At 70.8% G+C, this 17,289-nt stretch carries 17 protein-coding genes; 16 read left to right on the forward strand and 1 reads right to left on the reverse strand.

The annotated features are described in order from the left end of the window. Positions 1 to 2 precede the first annotated feature (2 nt). The 6 genes from ACFQVC_RS13910 (at position 3) to ACFQVC_RS13935 (ending at position 4,750) form a co-directional block, all read left to right on the forward strand. On the forward strand, positions 3 to 236 hold the full coding sequence (locus ACFQVC_RS13910) for a DUF3311 domain-containing protein (RefSeq protein WP_381830650.1): 234 nt from the start codon (positions 3 to 5) through the stop codon (positions 234 to 236). After that, entirely contained in the window at positions 233 to 1,744 is a 1,512-nt protein-coding gene (locus tag ACFQVC_RS13915) for a sodium:solute symporter family protein (protein WP_381830652.1), read from the forward strand. Before ACFQVC_RS13910 ends, ACFQVC_RS13915 begins: the two co-directional genes overlap by 4 nt. Positions 1,745 to 1,911: 167 nt before the next feature. Continuing rightward, positions 1,912 to 2,220, forward strand: coding sequence for a DUF6412 domain-containing protein (locus ACFQVC_RS13920; RefSeq protein WP_381830654.1), 309 nt, complete (start codon positions 1,912 to 1,914; stop codon positions 2,218 to 2,220). 210 nt (positions 2,221 to 2,430) lie between these two features. After that, positions 2,431 to 3,195 (forward strand): YidC/Oxa1 family membrane protein insertase, encoded by a 765-nt coding sequence (locus ACFQVC_RS13925; RefSeq protein ID WP_381830656.1) that lies wholly within the window; start codon positions 2,431 to 2,433, stop codon positions 3,193 to 3,195. 116 nt (positions 3,196 to 3,311) lie between these two features. After that, positions 3,312 to 4,169 carry a fumarylacetoacetate hydrolase family protein gene (locus ACFQVC_RS13930; protein WP_381830658.1) on the forward strand — a complete coding sequence of 286 codons (858 nt, stop codon included), beginning with the start codon at positions 3,312 to 3,314 and terminating at the stop codon, positions 4,167 to 4,169. A gap of 23 nt (positions 4,170 to 4,192) precedes the next feature. Next, a complete protein-coding gene (locus ACFQVC_RS13935) occupies positions 4,193 to 4,750 on the forward strand; it encodes a Uma2 family endonuclease (protein WP_381830660.1) in 558 nt (185 codons plus the stop codon). Between the two features lie 3 nt (positions 4,751 to 4,753). On the opposite strand, the gene ACFQVC_RS13940 is transcribed toward ACFQVC_RS13935, so the two are convergent. Then, positions 4,754 to 5,896 (reverse strand): Gfo/Idh/MocA family oxidoreductase, encoded by a 1,143-nt coding sequence (locus ACFQVC_RS13940; RefSeq protein ID WP_381830662.1) that lies wholly within the window; start codon positions 5,894 to 5,896, stop codon positions 4,754 to 4,756. A gap of 65 nt (positions 5,897 to 5,961) precedes the next feature. On the opposite strand from ACFQVC_RS13940, the gene ACFQVC_RS13945 reads away from it, so the two are divergent. The 10 genes from ACFQVC_RS13945 (at position 5,962) to ACFQVC_RS13990 (ending at position 17,244) form a co-directional block, all read left to right on the forward strand. Continuing rightward, on the forward strand, positions 5,962 to 7,128 hold the full coding sequence (locus ACFQVC_RS13945; protein WP_381830664.1) for an ROK family transcriptional regulator: 1,167 nt from the start codon (positions 5,962 to 5,964) through the stop codon (positions 7,126 to 7,128). Positions 7,129 to 7,340: 212 nt separating this feature from the next. Beyond that, a complete protein-coding gene (locus ACFQVC_RS13950) occupies positions 7,341 to 8,768 on the forward strand; it encodes a hypothetical protein (RefSeq protein WP_381830666.1) in 1,428 nt (475 codons plus the stop codon). A 167-nt stretch (positions 8,769 to 8,935) separates the two neighbouring features. Further along, positions 8,936 to 9,700, forward strand: coding sequence for a GntR family transcriptional regulator (locus tag ACFQVC_RS13955; RefSeq protein ID WP_381830668.1), 765 nt, complete (start codon positions 8,936 to 8,938; stop codon positions 9,698 to 9,700). Positions 9,701 to 9,851: 151 nt separating this feature from the next. Next, entirely contained in the window at positions 9,852 to 10,973 is a 1,122-nt protein-coding gene (locus ACFQVC_RS13960) for a TIGR03364 family FAD-dependent oxidoreductase (RefSeq protein ID WP_381830670.1), read from the forward strand. A 113-nt stretch (positions 10,974 to 11,086) separates the two neighbouring features. Beyond that, positions 11,087 to 11,743 carry a phosphonatase-like hydrolase gene (locus ACFQVC_RS13965; RefSeq protein ID WP_381831041.1) on the forward strand — a complete coding sequence of 219 codons (657 nt, stop codon included), beginning with the start codon at positions 11,087 to 11,089 and terminating at the stop codon, positions 11,741 to 11,743. Next, a complete protein-coding gene (locus ACFQVC_RS13970) occupies positions 11,743 to 12,822 on the forward strand; it encodes an ABC transporter ATP-binding protein (RefSeq protein WP_381830672.1) in 1,080 nt (359 codons plus the stop codon). The genes ACFQVC_RS13965 and ACFQVC_RS13970 overlap by 1 nt, the downstream gene beginning before the upstream one ends. Next, positions 12,815 to 13,687 carry a 2-aminoethylphosphonate ABC transporter permease subunit gene (locus ACFQVC_RS13975; RefSeq protein ID WP_381830673.1) on the forward strand — a complete coding sequence of 291 codons (873 nt, stop codon included), beginning with the start codon at positions 12,815 to 12,817 and terminating at the stop codon, positions 13,685 to 13,687. Before ACFQVC_RS13970 ends, ACFQVC_RS13975 begins: the two co-directional genes overlap by 8 nt. Then, complete coding sequence (locus ACFQVC_RS13980; RefSeq protein ID WP_381830675.1) at positions 13,674 to 14,471, forward strand: ABC transporter permease; 798 nt, start codon at positions 13,674 to 13,676, stop codon at positions 14,469 to 14,471. The genes ACFQVC_RS13975 and ACFQVC_RS13980 overlap by 14 nt, the downstream gene beginning before the upstream one ends. A gap of 153 nt (positions 14,472 to 14,624) precedes the next feature. After that, positions 14,625 to 15,677, forward strand: coding sequence for a 2-aminoethylphosphonate ABC transporter substrate-binding protein (locus tag ACFQVC_RS13985; protein ID WP_381830677.1), 1,053 nt, complete (start codon positions 14,625 to 14,627; stop codon positions 15,675 to 15,677). Positions 15,678 to 15,714: 37 nt separating this feature from the next. Then, entirely contained in the window at positions 15,715 to 17,244 is a 1,530-nt protein-coding gene (locus tag ACFQVC_RS13990) for an alkaline phosphatase family protein (RefSeq protein ID WP_381830679.1), read from the forward strand. Positions 17,245 to 17,289 lie beyond the last annotated feature (45 nt).

The following is a 17,289-nucleotide window of genomic DNA, read 5'->3' on the forward strand; positions in this document are numbered from 1 at the left end:
CCGTGATCTCACGTCAGCCCCGCCGCCAGTCCAGTCACCGGCGCCGCCCCCATCTGCTCTGGCTGCTCGTGCCGTTCGTGCTCTACATCGGTGCGCTGCCCTTCGTGAACCGGGTGGAGCCCGTCGTGCTCGGCCTGCCGTTCTTCTTCGTCTGGCTGCTCGGGGCGACCGTGCTCACCCCGGTCGCGGCCTGGCTCGCCTGGCGGGGCGACCAGAAGGCGAGGGCCGACCGGTGAACGCGGCCGTCGCCACCTCCGTCTTCGGCGTCTTCATGGTCGTCACCGTCGCCCTCGGTCTGCTCGCGGTGCGCGGGCGCGGGCAGCAGGGCGGGCTCGCCGAGTGGTCGGTGGGTGGGCGCAGCCTCGGTGCGGTGTTCATCTGGGTGCTGATGGCGGGGGAGAGCTATACGAGTTTCAGTTATCTGGGGGCCGCGGGCTGGGGGTACAACTTCGGGGCGCCCGTGCTTTACGTCGTCGCCTATATGTCCTGCGGGTACGCGGTCGGATATGTCGTCGGGCCGATGCTGTGGTCGTACGCGCGCAAGCACGGGCTCGTCGGGATCACCGACATGATTTCCCACCGGTACGGAAAGCCCTGGCTCGGCGCCGTCGTCGCCGTACTCGCGACCGTGTTCCTGCTGCCGTACATCCAACTGCAGATCACCGGCATGGGTGTCGTCGTATCGACCATTTCTTACGGGGCGATCAGCCTCAACTGGGCCTATTTCCTGGCCTTCGCGGTGACCACCGGATTCGTGGTGGTGAGCGGGCTGCGGGGGAGCGCCTGGGTGTCCGTGCTCAAGGATGTCCTTGTCATCGCGACGCTTGCCTTTCTCGCGATCTACGTCCCGATGCATTACTTCGACGGGTACGGGGACTTCCTCGACCGGCTCGTGAGCGAGAAGAGCGACTGGCTGACCCTTCCCGGGCACGGCCAGAGCGGATACGGCACGGCCTGGTTCGCCACCACGTCGTTCCTCAACGCGCTGACCGTGGTGATCTTCCCGACGACCGTGGCCGGATATCTGGGCGCGCGCAACGCCGACGCCCTGCGCCGCAACGCCATCTGGCTGCCCGCGTACAACGTGCTGCTGTTCGTGCCGATGCTGCTCGGCATGGCGGCCCTGTTCGTGGTGCCGGGGCTGACCGGCGCGGACTCCAACCTGGCGCTGTTCAAGCTGGTCACCGACTCGCTGCCGGCCTGGGCCGTGGGCGTCATCGGGGTGGCGGCGGCCCTGTCGTCGATCGTGCCGATGGCGGTGTTCATGCTGGTCATCGGGACCATGTGGGGGCGCAGTGTGCTCTCGCTCGTGCCTCGCCTGCACAGCCAGACACGGCAGAAGGCCGCCTCGCAGGTCGTGGTCGTGGTCGCGGGCACGCTCGCACTGATCATGACGTACGCCGCCCCGAACACCCTCGTACGCCTGTCGCTCATCTCCTACGAGGGGATGGCCCAGCTCCTGCCGATGCTGCTGCTCGGCCTGGTGTGGCGGCGGCTGAGCGTGGCGGCGGCGGTCAGCGGGCTCGTGGTGGGGGTCGGAATCGTCTGCGGTCTCGTCTTCAGCGAGAACGATCCGGTGTTCGGCGTCAACGCCGGCATCGTGGCGCTGGCCGCCAACCTCCTGGTCACCCTCGTGGTCGCCTGCGCCCGCCCCGCCACCGCCGACGGCCGCCCCGACGAGGACGTACTCGCGAAGGACCCCGCGTACGAGCGGCCGGAGCCGAGCGAGGCGCCCGCCGGGTGAGTGCCCGCCGGGTGAGTGCCTGCCGGGTGAGTGCCCGCCGGGTGAGTGCCTGCCGGGTGAGCGCTCGCTGGATGAGCACCCTTACGGGCGCCGCGGCCGCACCAGTAGGATCGGGTGTACGAAAGTCGTCGTATCGGCGCCACAGCGAGCGAGTGAGGAGGGTGGGTATGGGCAACGGTCTGAAGCCGCTGCGGCCCGCCGTCACGCTTCTGCTGCTCGTCGCCCAGGTGCTGCTCACCGACGCGGGCAGCCTCTCCGCCGCCGTGGCGCTCGCCGCCACCGCCGCGGCCGGTTCCGCGTTCGCCGTCTGTGCGGTGCTGTCCGCGCGCGTCGCGCCCGCGGTGGCGCCCGCGCGGATCCGTACGGCCATCCGCGACCGCGAGCAACGCACCGCGTTCCTGCCACAGCGCGATCCCGACGCCTCCGGGCGCACCCGTCCCAGGGCTCCGGGACGCCTCGTCCCGACGGCCGCGTAGGGGCACCCACTCACCCGCGCCATCTGGTCCCCTCGCGGGCCGTCATGCCGCCATGTCCCGTTCCGGTGCCGAGCGCCGAGCGCAGAGCCCTGAGTTCTGAACTTAGAGGCCTGACCTCAGAAGCCTGACCTCAGAGGCCTGACCTTAGAGCCCTGACCTCTGAGCGCTCCCGGAACCTCCCGGCACGACGAGACCCCCGGAGGGCTCCCCATGTCCGATTTCTTCAGCGGCTTCGCCGACCTGGTCGCGCGCCTCGCCGATCTGCTGCAGCCCGTCTTCCAGGGCTCCGCCACCGCGGCGGCGATCGTTCTGTTCACCATGGCCGTACGGCTTGCCGTGCACCCCCTGTCGCGGGCCGCCGCACGCGGGCAGAAGGCCCGCGCCAAGCTCGCGCCGCAACTCGCCGAGCTGCGCAAGAAGCACGCCAAGAACCCGGACCGGCTGCAGAAGGCGGTCATGGAGTTGCACGCCAAGGAGCAGGTCTCGCCGTTCTCCGGCTGCCTGCCGAGCCTGCTGCAGCTGCCCGCGTTCTTCCTGATGTACCACCTGTTCTCCAACGCCGAGATCAGCGGCGAGCCCAACTCCCTGCTCGGGCACACCCTCTTCGCCGCCCCGCTCGGCGGGCGCTGGCACGACGCCCTCGGCGACGGCGGGCCCTTCGGTCCCGCCGGGCTCGTCTACCTGGGCCTTTTCGCGCTCGTCGCCGCCGTCGCCACCTTCAACTACCGGCGTACGAAGCGGCAGATGGCGGCCAGTCCGACGCCGGCCGGCGCGGAGGGGCAGACGGTTCCCGGGATGGGCGCCATGATGAAGTTCATGCCGCTGATGTCCTTTATGACGCTCTTCACCGTGGCGGTCGTGCCGCTCGCCGCCGCGCTCTACGTGGTGACGTCCACGACTTGGAGTGCCGTGGAGCGAGCTGTTCTTTACCGGGACATGCCGGGCATGGCGGGCGCTCCCGCTCACGCCCTGTAGCGGTCCGTTATGTGAACGCGGTATTGCGGACTGGACGAAGAACTTGGAGGATCGACCAATCCTCCGATGGCCGCCACCCATCGGCCCGTCTAGTGGTTGACCAGGGGAGTGTGAAGATGAAGCTGCTGCGAGTCGGAACGGCAGGGGCCGAGCGACCGGCGCTGCTCGACAATGACGGCGCCCTGCGTGATCTGGCCGGACTCGTCACCGACATCGACGGCGACCTGCTCGCCGACGAGGCCGCGCTCACCCGGATCCGGGAGGCCGCCGCCGCGGGCACGCTGCCCGTGCTCGCCGCCGAAGGGTCCCGTATCGGGGCGCCGTTGGGGCGGATCGGCAAGGTCGTGTGCATCGGGTTGAACTACCACGACCACGCGCGGGAGACCGGCGCCGCGATACCGGAGGAGCCGATCGTCTTCTTCAAGGCCGCGGACACCGTGGTCGGCCCGGACGACACCGTGCTCGTGCCGCGCAAGTCGGAGAAGACGGACTGGGAGGTGGAGCTCGCCGTCGTCATCGGCCGCACCGCCCGCTACCTCGACACCGCGGAAGAGGGCCTCGCCCACGTCGCGGGCTACGCGGTGGCGAACGACGTCTCCGAGCGCGAGTTCCAGATCGAGCGCGGCGGCACCTGGGACAAGGGCAAGAACTGCGAGACCTTCAACCCGCTCGGGCCCTGGCTGGTCACCGCCGACGAGGTACCGGACCCGCAGGCCCTGTCCCTGAAGCTCTGGGTCAACGGCGAGCTGAAGCAGAACGGCACCACCGCCGAGCAGATCTTCCCGGTGGGGGAGGTCGTCCGTTACGTCAGCCAGTTCATGACGCTCTACCCGGGCGACGTGATCAACACCGGTACGCCGGCGGGGGTCGCGATGGGGCAGCCGGAGCCGAAGCCGTATCTGCGGGCCGGGGACGTGGTGGAGCTGGAGATCGAGGGCCTGGGAAGGCAGCGCCAGGAGCTCGCGGACGCGTAGCCTGGAGCCCTAAGGAGGGCGCGATGACCGTTGCGCAGTCCGAAGTGACGCTTGATGAGTTCGAGGCATTTGACGCCGCGGCGCCGGATGGCTTCCACGTCGAGCTGATCAACGGCAGAGTTCTGGTGACTCCGGCTCCGGATGGGGATCATGACGAGAACGTCATGTACATCGGTGACCAGGTGCGGGAGCGCCAGGCCGGACTGCGCATGTACCAGGAACGAGGCTTGGTCGTGCCCGCCTACCGGGCCGGTCGTGCCCGTGTCGACGGCGCGGTTGCCCCCGTTGGTTACTTTCGGGGGCAACCGTCGTGGTCGGACCCTTCGGGGGTGCTCCTCGTCGTCGAGGTGACCTCAGGCCGCGAGCAGGACGCCGAAGTCGACCGGGTCGACAAGCGCGACGCCTACGCCCAGGCCGGACTCCCGGTCTACCTGCTCGTCGACCGCCACCGCGGTGAGGTCGTCGTGCACTGGGAGCCCGAGGGCGGCCGTTACCTGCACTCGGCGACGGCGCTCTTCGGTGCGAAGCTCCACTTGCCCGAGCCGTTCGACTTCGGCCTGGACACGGCGGAGCTGGCCTGACGCTCAGGCCGGCGACACCGTCACGCCGTCCCGCGCCGAGCGCCGGGCCGCTTCGAGTACGTCGAGGGCGGCCGCGGCCTCGTGCGCGGTGACCGGGTTCGGGGCGCCTTCGCGCAGGGCCGCGGCGATCGCGGCGTAGTACGCGGGGTAGTCGCCCGGCAGCGTCGGCTCCGGGCGGCCGCCGCCCGTCAGCGGGGACTCGCCCGAGCCGACCCGGCCCCACAGGGACTCCGGCTCCAGGCCCCACTCGCCCTCGTCTGCGGGCCGCTTGCCCTCGCGCAGCGCGGCCTCCTGGGGGTCGAGGCCGTACTTCACATACCCGGCGGCGGAGCCCAGGACCCGGAAGCGGGGGCCGAGTTGGGCGGTGGTGGCCGAGACGTACAGATGTGAGCGGACGCCGCTCTCGTGGGTGATCGCGATGAAGGTGTCGTCGTCCGCCTCCGCGCCGGGACGGCGTACATCGGACTCCGCGTAGACCCGCACGGCGGACCCGAACAGGACCAGGGCCTGGTCGACCACATGGCTGCCCAGGTCGTAGAGCAGCCCGCCGATCTCCTCCGGGTTGCCCGACTCCCGCCAGCCGCCCTTCAGTTGGGGCCGCCAGCGCTCGAAGCGGGACTCGAAGCGCTGGACATCGCCGAGTTCGCCCTCGGCGAGCAGCTTCTGCAGGGTGCGGAAGTCATTGTCCCAGCGGCGGTTCTGGAAGACCGAGAGCAGCAGACCGCGCTCGTCCGCGAGGGCGGCGAGCTCACGCGCCTCGGCCGCCGTGCCCGCGAGCGGCTTGTCCACGACGACCGGAAGACCGGCCTTCAGGGCGGCGGTGGCGATCGTCACATGGGTCTTGTTGGGCGAGGCCACCACGATCAGATCCAGCTCGTCGGCCCGGTCCCACAGCTCGTCGGGCGACGCGGCGAAGCGCAGGCCGTCGCCGAACTCCGCGCGCGCCTGCTCCTGGCGCTCGGGGTTCGAGGTGACGACCGTGTCGAGGGTGAGCCCCTCGGTGGCCGCGATCAGCGGGGCATGGAAGACGGAACCCGCGAGTCCGTAGCCGACGAGGCCGACGCGCAGGGGTCCGGCGGCCGCGGAAGCCGAAGAAGCCGAAGAAGCCGGAGAAACCGAAGAAGCCGGAGAAGCCTGGGAGGTCATGCGATCCACTTAAGCAACGGTGTTGCCAAAGTGCAAGCGCAGGGGAGAATGGCGGGGTGAACGGCATGGACGAGGGGGCAGCGGTGTTCGGTACGGGTCTGGGCAGAGGCGGCGGACCAGGGGTCGGCGTGCCGGGCCTGCGCAGCCACAACGCCGCCCTCGTCCTCGACCTGCTGCGTACCGCCGGAGCGGACGGCATCAGCCGCCTGGAGCTGGCCGAGCGCACCGGCCTGACCCCGCAGGCGGTCAGCAAGATCACGGCCCGGCTCCGCTCCGACGGCCTGGCGGCCGAGGCGGGGCAGCGTGCGTCGACCGGCGGCAAACCGCGCACGGTCCTGCGCCTGGTGCCGGGTGCGCGCGGCGCGGTCGGCCTGCATCTGGACCGGGACGCCCTGACCGCCGTGGCCGTGGACCTGGCCGGTACCCCGCTCGCCGAACGCCGGGCGCCGCTGGCCTTCGCGGCCGGCGCCGACGCGGTGGTGGAGACGGCGGTACGCGAAGTGGCGGCGCTGATCGGCGACTTGGGGCCGACGGGGGCCACCGTGCTCGGCGTCGGTGTCGCCCTGCCGGGACCGCTCGACCACACCGAGGGCGTGCTGCACCGGGTCACCGGCTACCCGGAGTGGGACGGGTTCCCGCTGCGTGATGTGCTGGCCCGGCGGCTCGGTCTGCCCGTCGTCGTCGACAAGGACACCAACGCCGCCGCACTCGGGCTCGCGCTGGCCGGCGCCACCGCCTCGCCGCGCGGTTCCTTCGCGTATCTCCATCTCGGTACGGGACTCGGCGCGGGGCTCGTTCTCGACGGCGCCCTCTATCGCGGTGAGCGCACCGGGGCGGGCGAATTCGGCCACCAGGTCGTGCAGTTGGACGGTCCCGCCTGCGGCTGCGGCAACCGCGGCTGCATCGAGGCGCTGTGCCTCGCCGCCGTCGCCGTGGGTGCGCACGCCCGTGCCGCGCGGGTGCTCGGCGAGGGCGCCGCGAATCTCGTCGGGCTGCTCGACATCGACCTCGTCCTGCTCGGCGGCGGCACCGTCGCCGCCGAACCCGAGGCGTACGTACGGGGCGTCGGCGCCGTCGTGACGGAACGCGCCCGGCGGGCCGGTGGCGGGGATCCGGTGCCGGTGCGGCTCGCGGGCGGCGGGGAGCGCGCGGTCGCGGACGGGGCCGCACAACTGCTCCTCGCGCCGCTGTTCGGCCGGGCGAATGTGGCCTTTCCTGCCAATCGGAATTGACTGAAACTGGGCTGATAGAGCGGCATTTGGCGGCCAATCGGCCGTACGGGGTCGTGGCGGGGGCGAAGAGCCGCGCGCGCGTGGCAGGGTCACGGGCACCACGAACGGCTGATTCGGCCGCTCGCCGTGCATGTCCTGTTTGCCCGGGCTCCGGGGTGGCCGCACAAGGCCCCCGCCCTCCGCCGGGTTCCGCGATCAGCAAAGGCTCCTTCATGCGACTGCGCAGTGCCCTCGCTCTCGGTGTCACCGCCGCCGCCCTGTCGCCCGTCGTGGTGGCGACGCCGGCCGTGGCCGACGACGGCCTGCTCGACGGGGTCGGGGTCAGCAGCAACGTCTGCACCCTGACGGGACTGTTGGGAGCCGAAGCCGACGGAACCTGCGCGGCGCCCGCGACGGACGCGACGGTTGCGGGGGACGCCACTGAAGCGACCGACGCGGGGGACGCCACTGACGCGACCGAGGCGACGGATGCGACCGACGCGGGGGACACGTCGGCCCAGGACACGTCGGTTGCGGACACGGCTGCGGACACCTCCGCCGAGGACACGTCGGTTGCGGACACGGCTGCGGACACCTCCGCCCAGGACACGTCGGTTGCGGACACGGCTGCGGACACCTCCGCCCAGGACACGTCGGCTGCGGACACGGCTGCGGACACCTCCGCGCAAGACACCACCGCCCAGGACACGTCGGCCGCGGACACCACCGCCCAGGACACCACCGCCGTGCCGGACGGGCAGATGGAGCCGGCCGACGCCACGGAGCAGACGCCGGCGAACACGGCGGCGGACACGGCCGCCGACACCGCTGCGGACACGTCGGACACCGCCGACACCTCCGCGGACACGGCCGCCGACACGTCCTCGGACACCGCCGACACCTCCGCGGACACGGCCGCCGACACATCCCCGGACACCGCCGCCGACACCTCCACCGGCACCGACACCATCGCCGTAGCGCCCCCGCGGCCCGTCGCCAAGGAGACGCTGACCGATACCGGGGCCGCGCAGAAGCCGACCTGTGATGTCGCGGACGGCGCCGAGTTCCCCATCGACACCCGGATCCACGGCGGGCCCGACACGTACCACCCCGGCGGCGGCTTCAAGACGTGGAAGGTCGATCTGACCAATACGTCCGACGTCACCTGTGGCAACATCCACCCGCTCGTCGTCTTCCTGGACCGCGACCGGGACCTCAAGTCGTCCCAGGCGCAGCTGGAGTTCCAGGACCCGGACGGGCACTGGCACCCCGTTCCCTTCGAGAAGACCGACATGGATGAGCACGTCGGCGTCTTCGACGACGGCTTCACCGGCTTCTCCATCGCACCGGGCCGCACGGTCACCGTGCCGGTACGGCTCGCCTTCACCTCCGACACCGGTGCCAACGAGGTCACCGCCAACATCGCGGTCGTGCAGCGCCGGCAGAGCGACGGCGAGTGGGTCGGCGAGTCCAACGACTACACGTTCAACATCAGCGGCAACTCCAAGAAGGGCGACGCTCGTTCGCCCGAGGAGCTTGCGAAGACTGGCTCGGGCGGCAGCGATGCGCTGCTCGGGTTCGGGGCCACCGCCGGCGCCTTCCTCCTCGGCGGCGGGGCCCTCGTGGTGGGATCTCGGCGCCGCCGTCAGCGGCAGCGCTGAACCAGCCGCTCCCACCCACAAACGGTGCCCACGTCGCCCCAGCCGATCAGTTCCGGCGACGTGGGCACCGTTGTGTCCCGGTACGGGGACCTCGGGAGGGGACCCCGGTGCGGGTCGCCCGTAAGGCCCTGCCCGGCACCCCGTAAGGCCTGATCTAGGGTTCCTCCGTGGACTACCCGAACGACCAGCACCCCGGCGCCCCCGTCAAGGCGGGTATCCCCGAGCACGGGCGGATTCCCAAGTACTACGTCGTGAAGACGCAAATAGCGGCGCTCCTGGACGAGTTGGGGGCCGGCGGGCTGCTGCCCACCGAGCGGGATCTCGCGCTGCGCTACGAGGTCGCGCGGGAGACGGTGCGGCAGGCGCTGCGCGAGCTGCTCCTTGAGGGGCGGGTGCGGCGGGCCGGGCGCGGCACGGTCGTCGCGGGGCCCAAGCTGGAGCAGCCGCTCGCCCTCGCCAGCTACACCGAGGGCGTACGGCGCCAGGGGCGGCAGCCGGGCCGTACGCTCATCTCGCTCGACCGCTTCCCGTGCCCGCCGGAGCTTGCCGCCGAGATCGGGGTCGAGCGCGGGGAGCATGTGTGGCACCTGGAGCGGGTGCTGCTCGCCGACGACGAGCGGGTGGGCCTGGAGAGCACCTATGTGGCCGTGGAGCGGGTGCCGCGGCTCGACGTCGCGTTCGATCCCGACTCGTCCTTCTACGCGTATCTGCGCGACGAGCTGGGAATCGCGTTCGGCGCCGCGGACGAGCGGATCGAGACCGTGCTCGCCACCCCGCGCGAGGCGCTGCTGATCGGCACCCCGCCCGCGCTGCCGATGCTGCTCATCCACCGGATCTCGCGGGACACGGAGGGACGGCCCCTCGAGCGGGTGCGGACGCTGTTCCGCGGGGACCGCTTCAGCTTCACCACGCATCTCTCCGGGCGCGGCTGAATCACCGTCAGGAGCGGGCCCCGTACGGACGGGGTCCGGCACCGAATGGTCACGAGAAGATAACGGGTCTAGTCCAACCTTGGGTGGTCGTTCACCTTCCCGTTGCCGGGCCGTCCGGTTCGGGTCACCGGTTACCCGGAACGTTTCAGCCATGAGAGTCGTCGTCGTAGGAGCCGGCGTGGTGGGAACCATGCACGCCTGGCAGGCAGTGGAGCGCGGCCACGAAGTCGTGCAGATCGAGCGTGAGACCGAGGCCCGCGGGGCCTCGCTGCGCAACTTCGGCCAGATATGGGTGAGCGGCCGCGCGGGCGGCGAGGAGCTCGACACGGCGCTGCGCGCCCGCGAGATGTGGGAGGAGATCGGGGCCCGGGTGCCGGGGCTCGGCTTCCGCGCCATCGGCTCGCTCACCCCCGTACGCAACGAGCGTGAACTCGCCGTCGCGGAGGCCGCCCTGGCCCGGGACGACGCGGCGGCCCGCGGCTACAAGCTGCTCGGCGCCGCCGAGGCCAGGGAGGTCAACCCGGCCCTGCGGGGCACCTTCGAGGCCGCGCTGTTCTGCGAGCGGGACGCGGCCGTCGAGCCGCGCACCGCCCAGCGCGTCCTGAAGGAGGCGCTGCAGGCCTCCGGCCGGTACACCTTCATCGGCGGCAGGGAGGTGCGCGAGGTCGTCGGCCCCGGCGCCGTCCGCGACGACCACGGCGAGGTGCACACCGGGGACGCCGTCGTGCTCTGCACCGGCGCCTGGCTAGGCGGTCTCGTGCGCGAGCTCGCGCCGCAGCTGCCGGTGCGCCGGGTGCGGCTGCAGATGATGCAGACCGACCCGCTCGGCGAGCCGCTCACCACTTCCGTCGCCGACGCCGACAGCTTCCGCTACTACCCGGCGTACAAGTCGCAGGCCCTCGACGCGCTCAATGCCGAGCAGGCGCAGACGCCCACCGCCGCCGCGCACAAGATGCAGCTCCTCATGGTGCAGCGCAAGGACGGCGGCCTGACCATCGGTGACACCCACGAGTACGAGCACCCCTTCGCCTTCGATGTCGTCGAGGAGCCGTACGAGCACCTGAAGGAAGTCGTCGAGGGCTTCCTCGGGCGGCCGCTGCCGCGGATCCGGCACCGCTGGGCCGGGGTGTACGCCCAGTGCACCGACACCTCCCGGGTGGTGCACCGCGAGCAGGTGCGCGACGGGATCTGGCTGGTCACCGGGCCCGGCGGGCGCGGTATGACCTGCTCCCCGGCGATCGCCGAAACGACCGCGAACGAACTTGGCTGGTGAAGAAGTTGACCGATCAGTTGCCCTCCCCGGAAGCCCCGGAAGCCCCGGAAGCCCCGGAAGCCCCGAAAACCCCGGAAGCCCCGAAAACCCCGGTGCGCCTCGTCGTCCTCGACATGGCGGGAACCACCGTCGCCGACGGCGGCCTTGTCGAGCAGGCCTTCTCGCGCGCCGCCGGACAGCTCGGCGTCGAGCCCGGCTCGGCCGACCACGAGAAGAAGCTGCAGTACGTCCGCGACACCATGGGCGAGTCCAAAATCACCGTGTTCCGGGCGCTGTTCGGGGACGAGCAGCTCGCACAGCAGGCCAACACCGCCTTCGAGGCCGCGTACGGGGAGCTGGTGGACGGCGGGCGGATCGCGCCGGTTCCGGGGGCGCGCGAGGCCATCGAGGAACTGCGCGCCACCGGCCGCACCGTCGTGCTCACCACCGGCTTCGCCCGTGTCACCCAGGACGCCATCCTCGACGCGCTCGGCTGGCGTGACCTGGTGGAGCTGACGCTCTGCCCCGCCGACGCCGGTGGCCGCGGGCGGCCCTACCCCGACATGGTGCTCGCCGCCCTGCTGCGCACCCGGGCCGCCGACGACGTACGCGAGATAGCCGTCGCCGGTGACACGGCGTACGACATGAGGAGCGGTGCCCGCGCCGGGGCCGGAATCGTCGCCGGGGTGCTCACCGGGGCACACGACAGCGCAACGCTGCGGGACGCCGGCGCCACCCATGTGCTCGGCTCGGTCGCCGAACTCCCGGGCCTCATCGGCGGGGTGGGCTGATGCACAGCGGCATCCGCTTCGACGGTGTGTCCGTCGCGTACGGGAGGCACGCGGAGAACACCGTGCTCGACCACCTCGACCTGACCGTCGAGCCCGGCGAGGTGATGGCGCTGCTCGGGCCTTCCGGGTCCGGGAAGACCACCGCGCTGCGGGCCGTCGCCGGATTCGTGCGGCCCGTCTCCGGGCGGGTGTTCATCGGTGACCGCGATGTCACGGACCTGCCGCCCTACCGGCGCGGCATCGGCATGGTCGTCCAGCAGTACGCCCTCTTCCCGCACTTGCGCGTCGAGGACAACGTCGCCTTCGGCCTGAAGGCGCAGAAGGCCGACAGGGCCGGGATCCCGGGGCGGGTCGCCGAGGCCCTGGAGATGACCGGGATGGCCGCCTACGCCAAGCGGTATCCGCGGGAGCTCTCCGGCGGGCAGCAGCAGCGCGTGGCCATCGCGCGGGCGCTCGCCATCCGGCCCGGTGTCCTGCTTCTCGACGAGCCGCTGTCCGCGCTCGACGCACAGCTCAGGTCCGGAATGCTGGCCGAACTGGCCCGGCTGCACCGGGAGTTGCCCGATGTGTCGATCCTGTACGTCACCCACGACCAGGTCGAGGCGCTGACCCTGGCCGACCGGATCGCCGTCATGGACAAGGCGCGCCTGCAGGACTGCGGTACGCCGCAGGAGCTGTACCGGCGCCCGCGCACCGAGTTCACCGCGTCGTTCGTGGGCAACGCCAATCTGCTGCCCGTACGGGTGGGTGAGGGGCAAGTCACCCTCGGCGGCGCCGAGTTGAAGGTCGACACCGGGGGAGTGTCGTCCGGTTCCGCCGCCACCCTGTGTGTGCGGCCGCATCTGGTGGGGCTCGGTGAGGGGGCCAACACCATGCGCGGCACCGTGGCGGAGGTGCAGTGGCGGGGGGCCACGCACCGCCTCTACGTCGAGGTGGCGGGGCAGCGGGTAAAGGCGGACGTCAGGGAGCTGCGGGTACCTCCCGCGCTCGGCGACGAGGTCGATCTGCACTTCGCACCCGAGGACGCGGTGCTGCTCGGCGCCGGAGTGGGCGAAGGCACGGGGGTGCGCGATGGCTAGTGTCACGCTCGCGGCCAAGAACGCCCCGAAGGCCAAGAGGCAGGCCGCCGCGCCGCGCTGGATGTGGACGCTGCCGCCGGTCGCCGGGCTCGCCCTGGTCTTTCTCTACCCGCTCGTGCTCGTCGCCCAGCAGTCCTTCACGCCGCTCGAAGGCGGCACCTCGACGCAGCCGTACGCCGATGTGCTCGCCGACCCCGCCTTCCGCGAGGCCCTGGGCACCACCGTGTGGCTGGCCGTCGGGGCCACCGTGGGATGTCTCGTACTCGGCTTCGCCCTCGCCCTGGTCATCGCCTTCGTGCCGTTCCCCGGCGGGAAGGCCGTGGCCAAGTTCATCGATGTGTTCCTGGCCTTCCCGTCCTTCCTGATCACGCTCGCGCTGCTGTTCATCTACGGCTCCGTCGGCATGGCCAACGGGCTGTGGACGGATGCCACCGGCGCGGCCACCGGACCGTTCCAGTTCCTGGGGACGCCCTGGGGTGTACTGCTCGCCGAGATCACCTACTTCACGCCGTTCGTGATGCGGCCGCTGCTCGCCGCGTTCTCACAGATCGACACCGCGCAGATCGAGGCGGCCTCGTCGCTCGGCGCCAAGGCCCCGCGGATCATCCGGCAGGTGATCCTGCCGGAGGCGCTGCCCGCGCTCGCGGCCGGCGGCAGCCTCGTACTGATCATGTGTCTCAACGAGTTCGGGATCGTCCTGTTCACCGGGGCGAAGGGGGTCACCACCCTGCCGATGCTCGTCTACAGCAAGGCGATCCTGGAGTCGGACTACACCGCCGCCTGTGTCGTCGCCGTCGTCAACGTCCTGATCTCCGTGGGCCTCTACGGCCTGTACCGGGTGGTGAGCCGTCGTGCTGGTGCATAGCAGGAAGGGGAAGTGGAGCGTCTGGGCACTGTTCTTCGTGCTCTTCCTCCCGCTGTTCGCGCTGCCGCTCCTCGTGATCGTCACCGCCTCGTTCGCCACCAACTGGTCCGGGGCCTTCCCCTCCGGGCCCACCACCGGGCACTACGCCGCCGCCACCCGCGGCGAGTCCCTGCAGGCGCTCACCACCAGCCTCATCACCGCCGTCAGCGCCAGCCTGCTCGCGCTGACCGCCGGCACCTGGGCCGCGCTCGCCGCGCACGCCCTGGGCAAGCGGGGCAAGCGGGTCATGGACGCGCTGTTCATGCTGCCGGTGGCCGTGCCCTCGGTGGTCGTGGGCCTCGCCGTCCTGGTCGCCTTCTCGCAGCCGCCGTTCCTGCTCAACGGCACCCGCTGGATCGTGATCATCGCGCACACCATCCTGGTCACCGCCTTCGCCTACCAGTCGGTCTCGGCGGCGATCCAGCGGCTCGACCCGGCGTACGAGCAGGCCGCCGCCTCCCTCGGCGCCCGGCCCGGCTACGTCCTGTGGCGGGTGAAGCTGCCGCTTCTCCTGCCCTCCCTGAACGCCGCGGCCGGGCTCTGTTTCGCCCTGTCCATGGGCGAGTTGAGCGCCACGATGATGCTCTACCCGCCGGACTGGATGCCGCTGCCCGTCCAGATCTTCACCGCCACCGACCGAGGCTCCCTGTTCACCGGCTCGGCCGTCGCCGTGGTCCTGATGGGCACGACGCTCCTCGTCCTGCTCGCCGTGTCGCGTATCCGCACCAAGGCCTCGTACCGCTGAAGTCCTCGGTATTTCCCCCGAGTTCCCCCGAGTTCCTCCGAGTTCCCCCGAGTTCCCCCGAGTTATCCAGATTTCTTCTGAATTCCTGTTCCCTTCGCCGAATTCCTCCTGCTGTACCCCCGGCTGAATCCCCGCAAGGAGAGACGAATCGTCATGCGCTCCCAAGCCATAGCCGCCGTCACCGGCAGCCTCGCACTCGCCGCCACCCTCACCGCCTGCGGCGGCAACTCCGCCGCGTCCGACGAGAAGGTCGTCACCGTCTACAGCGCCGACGGCCTCAAGGGCGAGGGCGGCAAGGGCTGGTACGACCAGGTCTTCAAGGACTTCGAGAAGAAGACCGGCATCAAGGTCAAGTACGTCGAGGGCGGCTCCGGCGAAATGGTGCAGCGCGCCCTGCGCGAGAAGGTCAACACCCAGGCCGATGTCATGGTCACCCTGCCGCCGTTCATCCAGCAGGCCGACGGCAAGGGCCTGCTGCAGAAGTACGAGCCCAAGGGGGCCGAGCACGTCGACGGCGCCGACAAGGCCGAGAACGGCAACTGGACCGCCATCGTCAACAACTACTTCTCCTTCGTCTACAACAAGAAGGAGCTCAAGCAGCCCCCGGCCACCTGGGAGGAGCTGCTCGACGCGAAGTACAAGAACAAGCTCCAGTACTCCACGCCGGGCGTCGCGGGCGACGGCACCGCCGTCCTCATCAAGGCGATGCACGACTTCGGCGGCAAGGACGCCGCGATGGAATACCTGAAGAAGCTCCAGGCCAACAACGTGGGCCCGTCCTCGTCCACGTCGAAGCTCGCGCCCAAGACCGACAAGGGTGAACTCCTCGTCGCCAACGGCGATGTGCAGATGAACTTCGCGCAGGCCAAGTCCATGCCGAATCTCGGTATGTGGTTCCCGAAGAAGGGCGGCGGAAAGCCCACCACCTTCGCCCTGCCGTACGCCGCGGGCCTGGTGAAGGGCGCCCCGCACACCGAGAACGGCAAGAAGCTCCTCGACTTCATGCTGAGCGAGCAGGCGCAGAAGCAGGTCTCCTCGGTCGGCGGCGGCTTCTCCGCCCGGAGCGACATCAAGGCCACCGACGCCAACGCCATCGAACTCACCAAGCTCATGGACGGCGTCGAGGTTTTCCAGCCCGACTGGGCCGATATCGACAAGAACCTTTCGGCGTACGTCGACGCCTGGAAATCTGCCACCGGCAGCTGATCATTCCCTCTTTCCCACCCCACAGATGGAGGAGTACGTGCCCACAGTCCCTGTCAGAGCGATAGCCGTGCCCGCGGCGGCCGTCGCCCTGCTCGCAGGCACGATCCAGCTCACCGCGAGCGGCGGCGCGTCCGCCGCTCCGGCGCCCGCCGCCACCAAGGACAAGGTCCTGGTCATCGGTGTCGACGGCGCCGTACTCGACCGCGTGAAGGCGGCGAACGCCCCGAACCTCAAGCGCCTGATGTCCGAGGGGATGACCGCCCCCTCGAAGCTCTACGCCTCGCCGATGGCGAGCACCTCATCGGGCCCCGGCTGGTCCACGATCGCCACCGGTGTCTGGCCCGACAAGCACGGCGTGAAGGACAACTCCTTCGCGGGCAAGCAGTTCGACACCTACCCCGACTTCCTCACCCGCGCCGAGAACGCCGACCCGTCCCTGAACACCTACGCGGCCGCCGACTGGGAGCCCATCGCGTCCGCCGACGCCGGCGGCCCGATCTACTCGCCCAAGGTCGACGAGCGCCTCGGCCTCAAGGGCGACGCCAACGGCTACGACGTAGAGGACCCGAAGATCGCCGCCGCGGCCGCGGACCGGCTGAAGAACGGCGACCCGGACGCCTCTTTCGTCTACTTCGGCGAGATCGATGTCGCCGGACACAGCCACGGCGCGGCCAGCCAGCAGTACCTGGACGCCATCGCCCGCAGCGACCAGCACATCGGCAAGGTCCTGGACGCGGTCACCGCACGTCCGACGTACGCCGAGGAGAACTGGAAGATCCTCGTCACCACCGATCACGGGCACACCGCGGCGGGCGGCCACGGCGGCTCGACCCCCGAGGAGCGCGAGACCTTCGTGATCGCGAAGGGCGCGGGTATCCCGGCCGGTTCGGTCCGCCACGACGTACGCCTCGTCGATGTCGCCGCCACCGCGCTCAAGCACGTCGGGGTGCCCACCACCGGACTCGACGGGGTGCCCCTCGACAGCCCGTCCGGCGACGCCTTCGACACCCTGCGGCCGAAGCTCCAGGCCCGTACCGACGAGACGGGCATCCCGGAGGGCGTCAAGGGCCATACGCACACGCCGCCCGCCGGCTGGTCCGTGGACAACTCCAAGATGGGCACGGGCGGCATCACCGAGTGGCGCGGCTGGTCCTTCGCCACGGACGACTTCTGGACCCGGACCCAGCGCGACCAGGGGCGCGAGCTGAATGTCCGCTCCCGTGACGTGTTCGCGGTCGCCGACTCCGACGAGTGGGCGGACAAGGCGCACACCGGGACGTTCGACTCCACGCTCGTGAGCCCCAAGTGGGCGGTCACCGGCGGCACCACCCGCACCCTGCGCTTCCAGACGCACTACCAGCACGAGGCGGGCCAGACCGCACAGGTCCTGGTCTCCTACGACGGCGGCGCACCCACCGTGGTGAAGTCCTTCACGGCCGACGCCAAGGCGCAGCCGCAGGCGCTTGACCTGAAAGTGCCCTCGGGAGCCAAGGACGTACAGGTCAGGTTCCGGTACGCGGGCGACAACAACTGGTTCTGGACCGTGGACGACGTCCGGCTGAGCTGAGCGTCCGCAGGTCGGGCGGGGCGGGCCGGTCTCGGCCCGCCCCGT

The sequence above is a fragment of the Streptomyces monticola genome, assembly GCF_042665355.1.
GTDB lineage: Bacteria > Actinomycetota > Actinomycetes > Streptomycetales > Streptomycetaceae > Streptomyces > Streptomyces monticola.

Bases quoted from the DNA above. Each gene is read 5' to 3' on its own strand.
- ACFQVC_RS13930 (WP_381830658.1), top strand. From the start codon at position 3,312: ATGAAGCTGCTGCGAGTCGGAACGGCAGGGGCCGAGCGACCGGCGCTG.
- ACFQVC_RS13965 (WP_381831041.1), top strand. From the start codon at position 11,087: ATGGCGGGAACCACCGTCGCCGACGGCGGCCTTGTCGAGCAGGCCTTC.
- ACFQVC_RS13945 (WP_381830664.1), top strand. From the start codon at position 5,962: ATGGACGAGGGGGCAGCGGTGTTCGGTACGGGTCTGGGCAGAGGCGGC.
- ACFQVC_RS13920 (WP_381830654.1), top strand. From the start codon at position 1,912: ATGGGCAACGGTCTGAAGCCGCTGCGGCCCGCCGTCACGCTTCTGCTG.
- ACFQVC_RS13925 (WP_381830656.1), top strand. From the start codon at position 2,431: ATGTCCGATTTCTTCAGCGGCTTCGCCGACCTGGTCGCGCGCCTCGCC.
- ACFQVC_RS13940 (WP_381830662.1), bottom strand. From the start codon at position 5,896: ATGACCTCCCAGGCTTCTCCGGCTTCTTCGGTTTCTCCGGCTTCTTCG.
- ACFQVC_RS13970 (WP_381830672.1), top strand. From the start codon at position 11,743: ATGCACAGCGGCATCCGCTTCGACGGTGTGTCCGTCGCGTACGGGAGG.
- ACFQVC_RS13950 (WP_381830666.1), top strand. From the start codon at position 7,341: ATGCGACTGCGCAGTGCCCTCGCTCTCGGTGTCACCGCCGCCGCCCTG.
- ACFQVC_RS13935 (WP_381830660.1), top strand. From the start codon at position 4,193: ATGACCGTTGCGCAGTCCGAAGTGACGCTTGATGAGTTCGAGGCATTT.
- ACFQVC_RS13985 (WP_381830677.1), top strand. From the start codon at position 14,625: ATGCGCTCCCAAGCCATAGCCGCCGTCACCGGCAGCCTCGCACTCGCC.
- ACFQVC_RS13975 (WP_381830673.1), top strand. From the start codon at position 12,815: ATGGCTAGTGTCACGCTCGCGGCCAAGAACGCCCCGAAGGCCAAGAGG.
- ACFQVC_RS13960 (WP_381830670.1), top strand. From the start codon at position 9,852: ATGAGAGTCGTCGTCGTAGGAGCCGGCGTGGTGGGAACCATGCACGCC.